Annotated in this window: 14 protein-coding genes; 10 read left to right on the top strand and 4 right to left on the bottom strand. The window is 26.6% G+C overall.

What is annotated here, in order from left to right; genetic code table 11:
* The first annotated feature begins 55 nt into the window (after positions 1-55).
* Positions 56-745: a response regulator transcription factor gene (locus tag ACNSOS_RS08945; protein WP_418185022.1), complete on the top strand. Its 690-nt coding sequence runs from the start codon at positions 56-58 to the stop codon at positions 743-745.
* Positions 746-752: 7 nt separating this feature from the next.
* Here ACNSOS_RS08945 and ACNSOS_RS08950 read toward each other — a convergent pair whose 3' ends face one another.
* Together ACNSOS_RS08950 and ACNSOS_RS08955 are read right to left on the bottom strand one after the other, a co-directional pair.
* Positions 753-1,748, bottom strand: a complete 996-nt coding sequence (locus tag ACNSOS_RS08950) for a type IV pili methyl-accepting chemotaxis transducer N-terminal domain-containing protein (RefSeq protein ID WP_113894328.1) — start codon at positions 1,746-1,748, stop codon at positions 753-755.
* A complete protein-coding gene (locus tag ACNSOS_RS08955) occupies positions 1,745-2,410 on the bottom strand; it encodes a Crp/Fnr family transcriptional regulator (protein ID WP_113894329.1) in 666 nt (221 codons plus the stop codon). The genes ACNSOS_RS08950 and ACNSOS_RS08955 overlap by 4 nt, the downstream gene beginning before the upstream one ends.
* An 87-nt stretch (positions 2,411-2,497) precedes the next feature.
* Here ACNSOS_RS08955 and ACNSOS_RS08960 point away from each other — a divergent pair, with 87 nt between their 5' ends.
* From ACNSOS_RS08960 to ACNSOS_RS08985, 6 genes are all read left to right on the top strand, one after another.
* The gene (locus ACNSOS_RS08960) at positions 2,498-3,415 is read left to right on the top strand and encodes a glycosyl transferase (protein WP_418185023.1); all 918 of its coding nucleotides are present in this window, start codon (positions 2,498-2,500) and stop codon (positions 3,413-3,415) included.
* Between the two features lie 13 nt (positions 3,416-3,428).
* Positions 3,429-4,400, top strand: a complete 972-nt coding sequence (gene moaA, locus ACNSOS_RS08965; RefSeq protein ID WP_418185024.1) for a GTP 3',8-cyclase MoaA — start codon at positions 3,429-3,431, stop codon at positions 4,398-4,400.
* An 88-nt stretch (positions 4,401-4,488) separates the two neighbouring features.
* Positions 4,489-4,761, top strand: a complete 273-nt coding sequence (gene rpsO, locus ACNSOS_RS08970) for a 30S ribosomal protein S15 (RefSeq protein WP_113894332.1) — start codon at positions 4,489-4,491, stop codon at positions 4,759-4,761.
* Positions 4,762-4,893: 132 nt separating this feature from the next.
* On the top strand, positions 4,894-5,295 hold the full coding sequence (locus tag ACNSOS_RS08975; RefSeq protein WP_113894333.1) for an RrF2 family transcriptional regulator: 402 nt from the start codon (positions 4,894-4,896) through the stop codon (positions 5,293-5,295).
* Positions 5,292-6,326: a DHH family phosphoesterase gene (locus tag ACNSOS_RS08980; RefSeq protein WP_418185025.1), complete on the top strand. Its 1,035-nt coding sequence runs from the start codon at positions 5,292-5,294 to the stop codon at positions 6,324-6,326. The genes ACNSOS_RS08975 and ACNSOS_RS08980 overlap by 4 nt, the downstream gene beginning before the upstream one ends.
* Positions 6,327-6,336: 10 nt before the next feature.
* Entirely contained in the window at positions 6,337-6,777 is a 441-nt protein-coding gene (locus tag ACNSOS_RS08985) for a CoA-binding protein (protein ID WP_418185026.1), read from the top strand.
* Here the strand turns inward: ACNSOS_RS08985 and ACNSOS_RS08990 are convergent.
* Both ACNSOS_RS08990 and hsrA read right to left on the bottom strand, forming a co-directional pair.
* Entirely contained in the window at positions 6,774-8,048 is a 1,275-nt protein-coding gene (locus ACNSOS_RS08990) for a sensor histidine kinase (protein ID WP_113894336.1), read from the bottom strand. The genes ACNSOS_RS08985 and ACNSOS_RS08990 overlap by 4 nt on opposite strands.
* Positions 8,049-8,058: 10 nt before the next feature.
* Positions 8,059-8,742, bottom strand: coding sequence for a homeostatic response regulator transcription factor HsrA (hsrA, locus tag ACNSOS_RS08995; RefSeq protein WP_026803215.1), 684 nt, complete (start codon positions 8,740-8,742; stop codon positions 8,059-8,061).
* Between the two features lie 195 nt (positions 8,743-8,937).
* Here hsrA and ACNSOS_RS09000 point away from each other — a divergent pair, with 195 nt between their 5' ends.
* The 3 genes from ACNSOS_RS09000 (at position 8,938) to ACNSOS_RS09010 (ending at position 12,495) form a co-directional block, all read left to right on the top strand.
* Positions 8,938-9,744, top strand: coding sequence for a peptidylprolyl isomerase (locus tag ACNSOS_RS09000; protein WP_113894338.1), 807 nt, complete (start codon positions 8,938-8,940; stop codon positions 9,742-9,744).
* Between the two features lie 11 nt (positions 9,745-9,755).
* Entirely contained in the window at positions 9,756-10,823 is a 1,068-nt protein-coding gene (fbaA, locus tag ACNSOS_RS09005; protein ID WP_418185027.1) for a class II fructose-bisphosphate aldolase, read from the top strand.
* A 175-nt stretch (positions 10,824-10,998) separates the two neighbouring features.
* Complete coding sequence (locus ACNSOS_RS09010) at positions 10,999-12,495, top strand: aldehyde dehydrogenase family protein (RefSeq protein ID WP_113908660.1); 1,497 nt, start codon at positions 10,999-11,001, stop codon at positions 12,493-12,495.
* Positions 12,496-12,513 lie beyond the last annotated feature (18 nt).

Here is a 12,513-nt window from a genome sequence, read left to right on the forward strand (position 1 = left end):
AATTAGCAATGTTTTGTTATGATAACATATCTTTTATAATATGGGTTTTTAAAGAATGAAAAATAATTTCTTAAATAAGCTAAATGCCTTTACTGTTTTGTATGTTGAAGATGAAGATGGAATAAGAAATAATATTGAAGAGATATTAAGCCATCTATTTAAAGAAGTTTATAGTGCTTCAAATGTTACAGATGCTAACTCTTTATATTTTCAACATAAACCTGATTTGATAATAACAGATATAAGAATGGGAAATGAAACGGGAATAGATTTTATAAAGAATATAAGACAAACTGATTTAAAAACAAGAGTTATTATAACTTCAGCTTACACTGATTTGGATTATTTATTAAAAGCGACAGAATTATATTTGGTGAAATATATAGTAAAACCTATTACAAATGAAAAATTAATGGATGCTTTAGAATCTTTTGTAAATTCTTATGATGAGAATAAAATCTATGTTTTAGATGAATCTTGGGTATTTGATTCTAGGAAATCTTTAGTTTCAAATGGTGAATTTGAAGCTATATTGACAAAAAAAGAAGCAATCTTTTTAAAGCTTTTAATTACTAAAAATAGAATTATAACTTATGAAGAACTTGAAAATGCTATTTGTGAAGACACAGTTTTGACACCAAATGCAATGAGGCTTTTTATCAAAAATTTACGAAAAAAACTCCCTGATAATTTTTTAAAAAATATGCAAGGAGTAGGATATTATTGTAAAAATAAGAGTATTTGATAAAAATTTAATCTTTTTTATTAAATGATTCTAAAATTTTGTCTAACTCATTTTTAAGTTCAAGTAATCTTTTATTTGAGTTCATTAAATCTTCTTGAGATTGAATTACTATATCTTCACTCCTATTTAGATGTTTTGAAATTTCAGAAGAGTTCGTAAGATTTTCTATAATATCATTAAATTCATTTGTTAGTTCATCAAGTTTTAATGAAGCATTTTTAGATTGTATCATAGCATTTGCTGAATCATCCATAACCAAGTTTATCTTTTGTATAAATTTATTTAATGTATTTGTAGCTTCAACAATTTCTCCTTCAGCCTCAATTTTTATAGGTGTTAATGGAGCTTGTAGGTTTTGTTCCATAACTTTTTTTGATTCTTCTAAAAATCTTATCGCATTTGCTTCCATAGCTTTTAATTTTAAAAAACTATAAAGTATTAATACTAAAATCAAAATTGCAAATAAATACTGTAAATATCTTATTGTTGCTATTTTTGATTCACTATAAACTGTGTATAAAGATACTAAAGTATCAACTTCATTTAGTAAAATAGTGTTTGAAGAATGAATAGATTTTAAAATAGTTTGAATTTCATTTTGTGAATTATCTTTATTTAACAACTCTTTGAAGTGTACAATATTTTGATAGAAACTACTCCATAAAATTTCTACTTTCATAAGCTGATTTGCAATTTGAGAAGTTGGAGCTTCTTTTATTTTTGAAAGATTATTTCCATCTTTTAAAGTTTTAAGATTATAAATAAATTCTGCTGTTGAACTATCTAATTCATCGAGAGAATTATTTTTAAATTGTGATAAATAAAATATATTTTTTGATATATTTTGTGTAAGCATTCTTTGTTTTCCAGCAATATTTATAATAAGTGCATCTTTCTCATTTTTATTATTTAGATAAAAAGTTATAGCAACTATACTTAACATCAAAATAGCAAATAACGTTCCAATAATTTTTATATTTGTACTTATTTTATTTTTTTTCATATACCAACACCTCTAAAAATTGAGTTTAAAACTCCTTCGTTTTTGATAGATATTTTATTATTTTCAATATCTATAATTCCATCTCTTGATAACTTCTTTAGAACTCTTGATAGAGTTTCAGGTTGAATATGTAGCATAAATGATACATCTTGTCTTTTAATATTATTAAACATTTTTAAATCATTTGATAACATAAAAGCAACTTTTGCTGTTGCATCAAAAACTAATTCACGATTTACAATACATTGAAGTTGATGAGTCTTTCTAAGTAAACTTTCCATAAGTTCTTTTATTAATATATTTTTTGATAAAAAATTTTCTTGAAGTTTTTCAAAATTTATAGATAAAATTGTAGAATCTTCGATAAATGAAGCATTTGAAAAGCAATAAATTTCATCTGCAATAAGTGAACTAATCTCACTAATCATAGAATTCTCATAAATATGATATAAAAATATCTCATTATCAAATTTATCATATTTATAAATTTTTATTAAACCTTTGATTAAAAATAGAATATTTTTTTGTGATTCACTTTCATAATACAAAATAGAATCTTTCTCATAGTGTTTAATAGAAGAAAAAGAGCTTAATATTTCTAATTCGTCGTTATTTAAGTTTTTAAAAAAGTCTAGTGCCTGAATATCTTGTAATAAACCCATAAATAACCTTAAGAATAGTTTTGTTTAAGTAAGTATATATTATCCTTGTAAAAATATTAATTAAAACGCTATAAAATGGGATATATAATGGAATTTAAAAAATTTATAAAAGCAGTTGGAACTGGACCAAAAGGAAATAAAGATTTAACTCTTGAAGAAACACAAAGAGTTATTGAAATGATTTTGAATAGAGATTTAAGTGATGCTCAAATTGGTGCTTTTTTGATAGCTTGGAGAACGAGACTTGAAACAAATGAAGAATTAAAAGGCTGTATAAATACTCTTGATAGTTTTATACATAAAAAAGAGATAAAAGACTCTATGGTTTTGGGATATAACTTCAATGGAAGAACAAATAATCCATATTTATTTCCATTTTTTGAAAACATCTTAAGTGATTTTTATAAAAAAAATAGTGATATAAGAAGATTAAATCTTGTGATTAGTGGAGATTTTTTGCAACCAGCAAAAGATGGTGTTACAACAAAAGATATTTTTACTAATATTGACAAGGGTCAATTTGTACACTATTTTGATAGGATAGAATACTTAAGAGAACTTAGTAATTTGACAAAATTAAGAAAAGAGTTAGTTATGAGAACAGCTTTTAACACAGTTGAAAAACTTTTAAACCCGTCTTTAAGTGAATATGCAATCACGGGAGTTGTTCATAAACCTTATGTTGCTAAATATCTTGATATTTTTAAAGATAGATATAAAGATATTACAGTAATTAGAGGAGTTGAGGGCGATGTTGAAGTTTTTAAAGACTCTAAATATTGGCAAAAAGTTGATGATGAAATAAAAGAGTTTAGCTTTAGTTTAAAAGATTTTGGAATAGATTATAAAAAAGAGTATGAGAATATTAGTTTACAAGAGTGTTTAAATATTGTAAAACAACCAGATGAAAATATCTTGAAACTTGCTAAATTTAATATTGCATTATATTTGTTGTTCTCAAAAAGAGTAAGTTCTTTAGATGAAGCTTGGCAAAGATTGAATTAAAAAGGTTTATAATATGTTAATAGATGGATTTGGTAGAAAAGTTGATTATTTACGAGTTTCTGTAACTGAAAGATGTAATTTTAGATGTCAATATTGTATGCCAGAAAAACCTTTTTCTTGGGTTCCAAAAGAGAATTTGTTATCTTATGAAGATTTGTTTAAATTTATAAAAGTGTCTATTGATGAGGGTATAAAAAAAGTTAGAATTACAGGTGGAGAACCACTTTTAAGAGAAGATTTAGATAAATTTATAAAGATGGTATTTGATTATAAAAATGATATAGATTTGGCTTTGACTACAAATGGATTTTTGTTATCTTCTATTGCAAAAAAATTAAAAGAAGCAGGACTTAAAAGAATAAATATATCTTTAGATACTTTAAACAAAGATAGAGCAAAGCAAATAGCTCAAAAAGATGTTTTAGATAAAGTTCTTGAAGGAATTGAAGAAGCTTCAAAGGTAGGTTTAAAAGTTAAAATAAATTGTGTTCCTATAAAAGGGATAAATGATATTGATATAGTTGAAGTTTTAGAGTTTTGTAAGAGTAAGGGTTATGTAATAAGATTTATAGAATTTATGGAAAATAATCATGCAAAAGCTGGTGCGAAAGGTTTAAATTCAGATGAGATCTTAAAAGTTATTTCAAAAAAATATCCAAATTTTGTAAAAGTACTAAGAGACACAAGTTCTCCTGCACAATATTATAGATTTGAAGATGGATATGAATTTGGAATAATAGAACCACACAAAGATGATTTTTGCTCTTCATGTAATAGAATAAGATTAACAGCTGAAGGTTTTTTAATTCCCTGTTTGTATTTTGAAGATGCTATGAGCATAAAAGATGCAGTACGAAATAATAGAATTGATGAAGCAGTAAATATTTTGAAAAAGGTTTTAGAAAATAAACCAGAGAAAAATAAGTGGAGCTCAAAATCTGATAATGAAATTTCAACAAGGGCATTTTATCAAACAGGTGGATAATATAAGTAAGAATAAAGCAATTTTTTAATAAAATTCGCACCTATTTCACTAGAAATAAATTTAAACATATACCTATTAGGAGGTCAAAATGGCTTTAGATCAGGAAGTAAAAGTAAGTATTATCTCAAAATATGCAAGAAAAGAAGGTGACACAGGTTCAGCTGAAGTTCAAATAGCATTATTAACAGAGCAAATTAAAATTTTAACAGAGCATTTAAAAGTGTTTAAAAAAGATCACTCTTCAAGATTAGGTCTTTTAAAAATGGTTGGTAAAAGAAAAAAACTTTTAGCATATTTAAGAAGAACTGATTATGCAAAATTTGTTGAATTAGTTGCTTCTTTAGGAATTAGAGCAAAATAATTCTTTTTATTTATACTAACTTAGAAAAAGGGTTGTAACTTTTGTTACAGCCCTTTTTTTATATCTACTAACGAATATTAATCATAGTTTCTGTAAAATGTAGCAAAATAATGAAAATTGGAAAAATATAATATGTTATTAACAAAAAAAAGTGAATATGCTCTATTATCACTAATATCAATTTCAAAAAGTAATACTCCTGTAAATGTAGATGTTTTATCAAAAGAGCTAGATATTTCAAAATCTTTTTTGGCAAAGATTATGCAAAATCTTTCTAAACAGGATTTGGTAATATCTCATAGAGGTGTAAATGGAGGATTTGTCCTTAAAAAACCAATAGATGAGATAACTATTTTAGAAATAGTTGTAGCAGCTGAAGAGCGAAATCCTATGGTTTTTGAATGTTCTGATTCTATACAAAGTTGTCCAAATAATAAAGCAAAACTTTGTGGAATCTGGCCTTTACTAAATAATTTACAGTTCAAAGTAAATGATTTTTTGGATAAATTGACATTGAAAGATATTGCACAATGAGACTATTTCATATTTCACATACAGATTTAGATGGGTTTGGCTGTCAATTAATCACGAAAGAGTTTTTTAAAAAAGTTCATTACTATAATGCAAACTATGGAGTAGAGGTAAAACTTGCTCTAAAGAAAGTAATTTTAGATATAAAAAATCACAAAGATGAAAAATTGTTTTTAATTATTAGTGATTTAAATTTAACTCTACAAGAAAGTGATGAATTAGATAAAGAGGTAAATCTTCTAAAAGAAGATGGATTTGATATAACTTTACAACTTTTGGATCATCATATCACAGGAAAGACAAGTGCAGCAAAATATGATTGGTATTTTTTAGATGATAAAAGATGTGCAACAAAGATTGTCTATGATTTTATGATAGAAAAATTTGATGCAGATATTGTATATCTAAAATCATTGGTTGATGCTATAAATGCAGTTGATATTTGGCTTGAAAATGAAGAAAAGAATTTTGAATTTGGTAAAGTTCTGATGTCTATGGTTATAAAAGCAAGAGAGATAAATTCTATATTATTTGCAAATCTTGATAGAGAACTGAAGTTTTTTTTACTACAAAATGCTATTAAATATTTAGATTTAGAAGATGGACATATAAAATTAGACAATGCTGTTCACTCGTTAAAAAAAGAGTTTTTAAAAGAACATGATGATGATACATTAGATAATTTAAGTGCTAAATATTTAGTTAAATGTTTAGATGATGTAAAAGATGAATTAACTATTTTCTATAAAGGACAAAAAGGGCTTTTAACTTATTGTTTAGGTTCTATTTCAATTCCTGCAAATAGTTTTTTAAGAGCAAATTATGATTATGATTTTTTTATAGATATTAATAGAAAAGGTAATAGTTCATTTAGAGCTGATGGAAAACTTGATGTTTCTCAACTTGCTTCAAAATTAGCAAATGGTGGAGGACATATAAATGCAAGTGGTTGTAAATTTGAGGATTTTACTGATACAATAGATTTGTTAGAAGTGAAAGCTTTTATTCAAAACAAGCTAGATAAACTAGACTAAGGAGAAGTATATGGAGTGCGAATTCCCTACAATTAATTCAAATAAAGAAGAGATAAAAAAGATATTTAATGAAACAAAAACGATAGCTATTGTTGGATTATCACCAGATTCTGAAAAAGCTTCGTATCGAGTTGCTTCATATTTACAAAAAGCTGGATTTAAAATAGTTCCAATTTATCCTAAAGAAGATACAATTTTAGGTGAAAAAGTTTATAGAAGTTTAAGCGAAATTCCATTTGATATTGATTTAGTGGACATTTTTAGAAAACCAGATGCGATTGCTAAAGTTGTAGAAGAAGTTTTAAAAATAAAAGATGAAAAAAATATAAAAACTGTTTGGTTTCAATTAGGGCTTGCAAACAATGAAGCTGCGGATATTGCTAAAAATGTTGGATTGAATGTAGTTCAAAATAAGTGTACAAAAATAGAACACCAAGCTTTAATTATTTAATCTTGTTGAGGTTTGTTGCTTAATACAAGTTTTGCAACACACCCATTTTTACCATCTTGCCGATTTTTTATAGATATTTGTGCATTTAATGCATCAGAAGCAATTTTTGCTAAATATAAGCCAAGACCTACACCATTTTCTTTTCCTACTTTTTTAAATGGAGCAAATAAATCTACATTTTCATCGATTCCAATTCCATTATCAAATACAGATACTGTTACTTCTTCATCAAGCTTTTTTATTTTTACTTCTATTAATTTATGATTAGGAGTGAATTTTATAGCATTTTGTACAAAATTTTGTAAAATTTGATTAAATAGAGTTTCTTGAATAATAATATCAAGTTGAGAAATATTTGAACTAAATTTTATTTCTATATCTTTTTTAGAAGATAGCATTTTATAGTCATTAACTTTATTTTGAATATATTTTACTAAGTCAATATTTTTTGCCTGTTCAAACTGTGCTCCCTCAGTTCTTCCAATATCTAAAATAGAGCTTATCATTATATTCATATTATCTATTTCTTTTATATTTAGTTTTAATGCATCTTCATACTCTTGCTTTGTTCTATCCTTTTTCAGCATTAATTCATTCTTTAGTTTCATAACTGCTAATGGAGTTTTAAGTTCATGAGCAATTCCTATAAAAAGTTCTTTTTTAAATTTTACATAAGTTCCAATACGATTTGTTAAAGAGTTTATAGAGTTTGCTAAAGTTAGAAACTCCATTGGCAAATCTTTTGTATCAATTTGAGATAATGAATTTTCATCCATATTTGATAGCTTTTTGTTTATTTGAACTATAGGTTTTAGTAAAGATTTTGAAACAACAAGTGAGTAAATAAGCATTAAAATAAAACTAGGAATTGCTAAAGCAAAAAAGTTTTTAAATATTATAGAATATAGTAAATCTCTCTCTAAAGTTATATCTCTAGTAATTTGTAAGAATGCATTATCATACATAGGAAATAGTAATTTAGTATATGATTTATTGTCTTTATTAAATTTGGAAAAACTGATCTCTTTTTTTATAGTTTGATTTGATATTATTTCAATAATTTGGAATTGTGAGATTACATTTTGGAACTTATCAGCTGTTATATAACCTTTTTCAATTTGTTTTGCTTGATTTAAAAGATTGTCCTGAATATTATCATAAAAAGAACTTTTTGCATATTCATAAAATATTATAGATAGTGTAATTATAAAAAGAGAAGTAGCAATAATAAGTTTTATATAAAACTGTCTATATATACTCCTACTTTCCATAACTGAAAGATTATTTTTCCTCAGATGCTACATTTGGATAACAAAATCTATAACCTCTTCTTCTAATAGTTTCAATAGTTGAAATATTTAGAGGTTTATCCATTTTTTGTCTAATCTGATTTATTGCAACTTCAATAACATTTGGAGTTACAAGTTCTGGCTCTTCCCAAATTGCATCAAGTAATTGCTCTTTTGAAACAATTTGATCTCTATGTCTAGCTAAGTGAGTTAAAACTTCAAAAGGTTTACCTTTTAGCTCAATCTCTTCTCCTGCATACTCAATTTTTTCTTCATCTGGATTTATTACTAAATCATCAATTTCTATTATATTTGTTCCACCAAATCTAAGTCTAGCTTCGATTCTAGCTAGTAAAATATCAAAATCAAATGGTTTTTTTATAAAATCATCAGCTCCAGATTTTAGTGCTTCAATTTCGCTTTCTTTGTCATCTCTTGCAGAAATAATAACAACAGCAGTTCTTGAACTTCTATTTTTTACTATTTTACAAAGTTCAATTCCATCTCCGTCTGGTAACATCCAATCCGTTAAAACTAAATCATAGTTTCTAATATCAATAAAATATTCAGCATCTTTATAATTTTCAGCTGTATCTACTTGATAACCAAAATCTATTAATCCTTCTTGTAGTGTTCTATTTAGTGTAATTTCATCTTCTATTATCAAAATTCTCATAAAAATCCTTAAATTTAAGTTAATCTTAATTTTTTGCGAAAGTATATCATAAAAAAATGTTTTTTTAAAGAGTTTTTAAGTTAAATGTTAAAAATTGTAAAAAAAGATATAAAAAGCTAATTTATAATGTAAAAAATAAACTATTTATTAACTATGAAAAGATAAAATACCGCAAATTAATTTGTAAGGAACAAAATGAAAAAAATAGTTACGAGCTTTATAGCTTCAATTGCTTTGGTTTCAACTTTAAGTGCAGCAGATTTCTATGCAACAGTTGATGGGGATAAAATAACAAAACAAGACATAGATATGCTTTTACAAGATCCAAGAGTAAATTTTGATCAACTACCACAAGAAGCAAAAAGTCAAGTTTTAGAGGGGGCAATTAATCGAAAATTAATTGCAAAAAAAGCTATCAAAGATGGAATAGAAAAAGATTCTCAATATGTTGAAGAAATTAATTCTATAAAAGAGAGTTTAGCTCTTCAAATTTGGCAATCAAAAGAGATAGAAAAAATTAAATTTTCTGATACAGAAAAAAGAGATTTTTATGAAAAAAACAAGGCTAGATTTGTGATTCCTGAAACTTTTGAAGCAAGTCATATTTTAGTTGATAGCGAAACTGATGCAAAAAATATTATAAAAGAAATTGAAAAAGCTTCAAACAAAGATGCTAAATTTAAAGAGTTAGCACAATCAAAATCAAAAGATCCAAATAAAGTAAATGGGGGTCAAATTCCTAGATTTGCTGCTGAACAGATGGTTCCTGAATTTGCAAGTGCTGTAAAAGCTTTAGCAAAAGGTGCTTATTCTAAAACTCCTACAAAAACTCAATTTGGTTACCATGTAATTTTTGTAAAAGATAAAATTGCAGGAAAATCTTTAACTTATGATGAAGTAAAAAATGATGTAGAGCAAATATTAACTGCTGAAAAATTCAATAAAAAAATTGATGAATTAGTGCAAAGTTTAAGAAAAGACGCAAAAATAGTAATTAAATAAGGATAAAAAATATGGGTGTTTTAGATGTTGTAAATGCTGGAGTTTTAACAGGAAGTGAAGCAAAAAAACTTTTCTCTTATGCAAAAGAGAAAGGTTTTGCGATACCTGCAGTGAATGTTGTAGGAACAGACTCTGTAAATGCAGTTTTAGAAGTAGCAAGTAAAGTGAAATCTCCAATAATTGTACAATTTTCAAATGGTGGAGCAGGATTTTATGCTGGAAAAGGTTTAAAATCTTCAAATGCAGCTGTTTTGGGAGCAATTAGTGGAGCAAATCATGTTCATACTATGGCTAAAGCTTATGGGATTCCTGTTATTTTGCACACTGATCATGCTGCAAAGAAACTTTTACCTTGGATAGATGGACTTTTAGAAGCTGGAAAAGAGCATTTTAACAAAACTGGAAGACCACTTTTTACTTCTCATATGTTAGATTTAAGTGAAGAGAGTTTACAAGAAAATATTGAAATCTGTGTTGAGTATTTCAAGACAATGAATGATCTTGATATGATGATTGAAATTGAACTTGGAATTACTGGTGGAGAAGAAGATGGTGTTGACAATAGTAGTGTTGATAATTCACTTCTTTATACACAACCAAGTGAAGTTGCATTTGCTTATGAAAATTTAAGTAAAGTTAGTCCAAACTTTACAATAGCTGCTAGTTTTGGAAATGTTCATGGGGTTTATAAGCCTGGAAATGTTGTATTAAGTCCAGTTATTTTGGATAATTCTCAAAATTTTATTCAGGAAAAATATCAAACTGCTTCTAAACCTGTTGATTTTGTATTCCATGGGGGAAGTGGTTCATTAATTGAAGAAATCAGAGAAGCTATATCTTATGGTGTTATTAAGATGAATATAGATACTGATACACAATGGGCATTTTGGGATGGTGTAAGAGCTTATGAAGCTAAAAACCATGGTTATTTACAAGGTCAAATTGGTAATCCAGAGGGTGATGATAAACCAAATAAAAACTACTATGACCCAAGAAAATGGCTAAGAGCAGGGCAAGAATCTATGATTGATAGACTTGAAACAGCTTTTAGTGATTTATTGGCTTTAAATAAAAACTAAGACAAAATATATTCATTCTTGATAAAAAAAGTTGAGAATGAATATTGAAAAATGTGTATAATTGTAACAAATAATCTTAAAAAACTACAAAAAAATCATCTTTATATAAATGTTACTATAATGCTACTCTTAAATGTTAATATTTTGATATTAAATATTAATAAAGGAGTTTGTTATGATTTATGAAAGACCACAGTATAAAGAACAATATGAGAATTTTATAGGTGGAGAGTGGATTGCTCCAAATAGCAAAGAGTATTTTCAAAATATCTCACCAGTTGATGGAAAAGTGCTTACAAAAATCCCACGTTCAAATGAAAAAGATATAGATTTAGCAATAGAAGCTGCAAAAAAAGGTTTTGAAGAGTATCGACACTTTTCTGTTGCACAAAGAAGTGCATTGTTAAATAAAATCGCAGATGTTGTAGAAGCAAATCTTGAATCTTTAGCAGTTGCTGAAACTTTAGATAACGGAAAGGCTATTAGAGAAACATTAAATGCTGATATACCTTTAGTTGTTGATCATTTTAGATATTTTGCTTCAGTTATAAGAGCAGAATCAGGAACAGTTGCTGATATAGATGAAAATACTATTTCTCAAGAAATTTATGAACCTTATGGAGTTATAGCACAGATTATTCCTTGGAATTTCCCACTTTTAATGGCTGCTTGGAAATTAGCTCCTGCAATAGCTGCTGGAAATTGTGTTATTTTAAAACCAGCTAGTTCAACACCTATGTCAATTTTACTTTTCTTGGATTTGATAAAAGATATATTACCAAAAGGTGTAATAAATGTAATAAATGGAGCTGGTGGTAAAATAGGAAAATATCTTGTAACACATCCTGATATTAAAAAAGTTGCATTTACTGGTGAAACTAGTACAGGGCAAGAAATTATGAGATATGCAACAGAAAATATTATTCCTTCTACACTAGAACTTGGTGGAAAATCTCCAAATGTTTTCTTTGAATCTATTATGCAAGCAGATGATGAATTCTTTGACAAAGCAATTGAAGGACTTGTTTTATTTGCATTTAATAGTGGAGAAGTTTGTACTTGCCCTTCAAGAGCATTGATTCAAGAGTCTATTTATGAACCATTTATGAAAAGAGTAATTGAAAGAGTAAAAGCTATAAAAGTTGGAAACCCTCTTGATACAGAAAATACAATGGGTGCACAAAATTCATTAAATCAAAAAGAGAAAATTGCAAAATATTTACAAATTGCAAAAGAAGATGGTGCTGAATGCTTAGTTGGTGGAGATATTTATCATTCAACTATTAATCCAGATGGATTTTATATTCAACCAACAATTTTTAAAGGGCATAACAAGATGAGAATTTTCCAAGAAGAGATTTTTGGACCAGTTTTATCAGTAACTACTTTTAAAGATGAAAAAGAAGCAATTGAAATAGCAAATGATACTATTTATGGTTTAGGTGCTGGAGTTTGGTCAAGAGATACACATCAAGTTCATAGAGCTTCAAGAGCTATTCAAGCTGGAAGAATTTGGGTAAATTGTTATCACTTATATCCTGCACATGCCTCATTTGGAGGATACAAAAAATCAGGTATTGGAAGAGAAACACATATGATGATGTTAAATAATTATAGACATACAAAAAATATATTAACTTCTTACAATACTAAAGCTTTAGGATTTTTTTAATCCTTAATAAATCTTAAT

The organism is Aliarcobacter vitoriensis (assembly GCF_048320235.1).
GTDB lineage: Bacteria > Campylobacterota > Campylobacteria > Campylobacterales > Arcobacteraceae > Aliarcobacter > Aliarcobacter vitoriensis.

What these genes read in the sequence shown, in the direction of transcription:
- ACNSOS_RS08945 (WP_418185022.1), top strand. Translation starts at nt 56, where the DNA reads ATGAAAAATAATTTCTTAAATAAGCTAAATGCCTTTACTGTTTTGTAT.
- ACNSOS_RS08950 (WP_113894328.1), bottom strand. Translation starts at nt 1,748, where the DNA reads ATGAAAAAAAATAAAATAAGTACAAATATAAAAATTATTGGAACGTTA.
- ACNSOS_RS08955 (WP_113894329.1), bottom strand. Translation starts at nt 2,410, where the DNA reads ATGGGTTTATTACAAGATATTCAGGCACTAGACTTTTTTAAAAACTTA.
- ACNSOS_RS08960 (WP_418185023.1), top strand. Translation starts at nt 2,498, where the DNA reads ATGGAATTTAAAAAATTTATAAAAGCAGTTGGAACTGGACCAAAAGGA.
- moaA (WP_418185024.1), top strand. Translation starts at nt 3,429, where the DNA reads ATGTTAATAGATGGATTTGGTAGAAAAGTTGATTATTTACGAGTTTCT.
- rpsO (WP_113894332.1), top strand. Translation starts at nt 4,489, where the DNA reads ATGGCTTTAGATCAGGAAGTAAAAGTAAGTATTATCTCAAAATATGCA.
- ACNSOS_RS08975 (WP_113894333.1), top strand. Translation starts at nt 4,894, where the DNA reads ATGTTATTAACAAAAAAAAGTGAATATGCTCTATTATCACTAATATCA.
- ACNSOS_RS08980 (WP_418185025.1), top strand. Translation starts at nt 5,292, where the DNA reads ATGAGACTATTTCATATTTCACATACAGATTTAGATGGGTTTGGCTGT.
- ACNSOS_RS08985 (WP_418185026.1), top strand. Translation starts at nt 6,337, where the DNA reads ATGGAGTGCGAATTCCCTACAATTAATTCAAATAAAGAAGAGATAAAA.
- ACNSOS_RS08990 (WP_113894336.1), bottom strand. Translation starts at nt 8,048, where the DNA reads ATGGAAAGTAGGAGTATATATAGACAGTTTTATATAAAACTTATTATT.
- hsrA (WP_026803215.1), bottom strand. Translation starts at nt 8,742, where the DNA reads ATGAGAATTTTGATAATAGAAGATGAAATTACACTAAATAGAACACTA.
- ACNSOS_RS09000 (WP_113894338.1), top strand. Translation starts at nt 8,938, where the DNA reads ATGAAAAAAATAGTTACGAGCTTTATAGCTTCAATTGCTTTGGTTTCA.
- fbaA (WP_418185027.1), top strand. Translation starts at nt 9,756, where the DNA reads ATGGGTGTTTTAGATGTTGTAAATGCTGGAGTTTTAACAGGAAGTGAA.
- ACNSOS_RS09010 (WP_113908660.1), top strand. Translation starts at nt 10,999, where the DNA reads ATGATTTATGAAAGACCACAGTATAAAGAACAATATGAGAATTTTATA.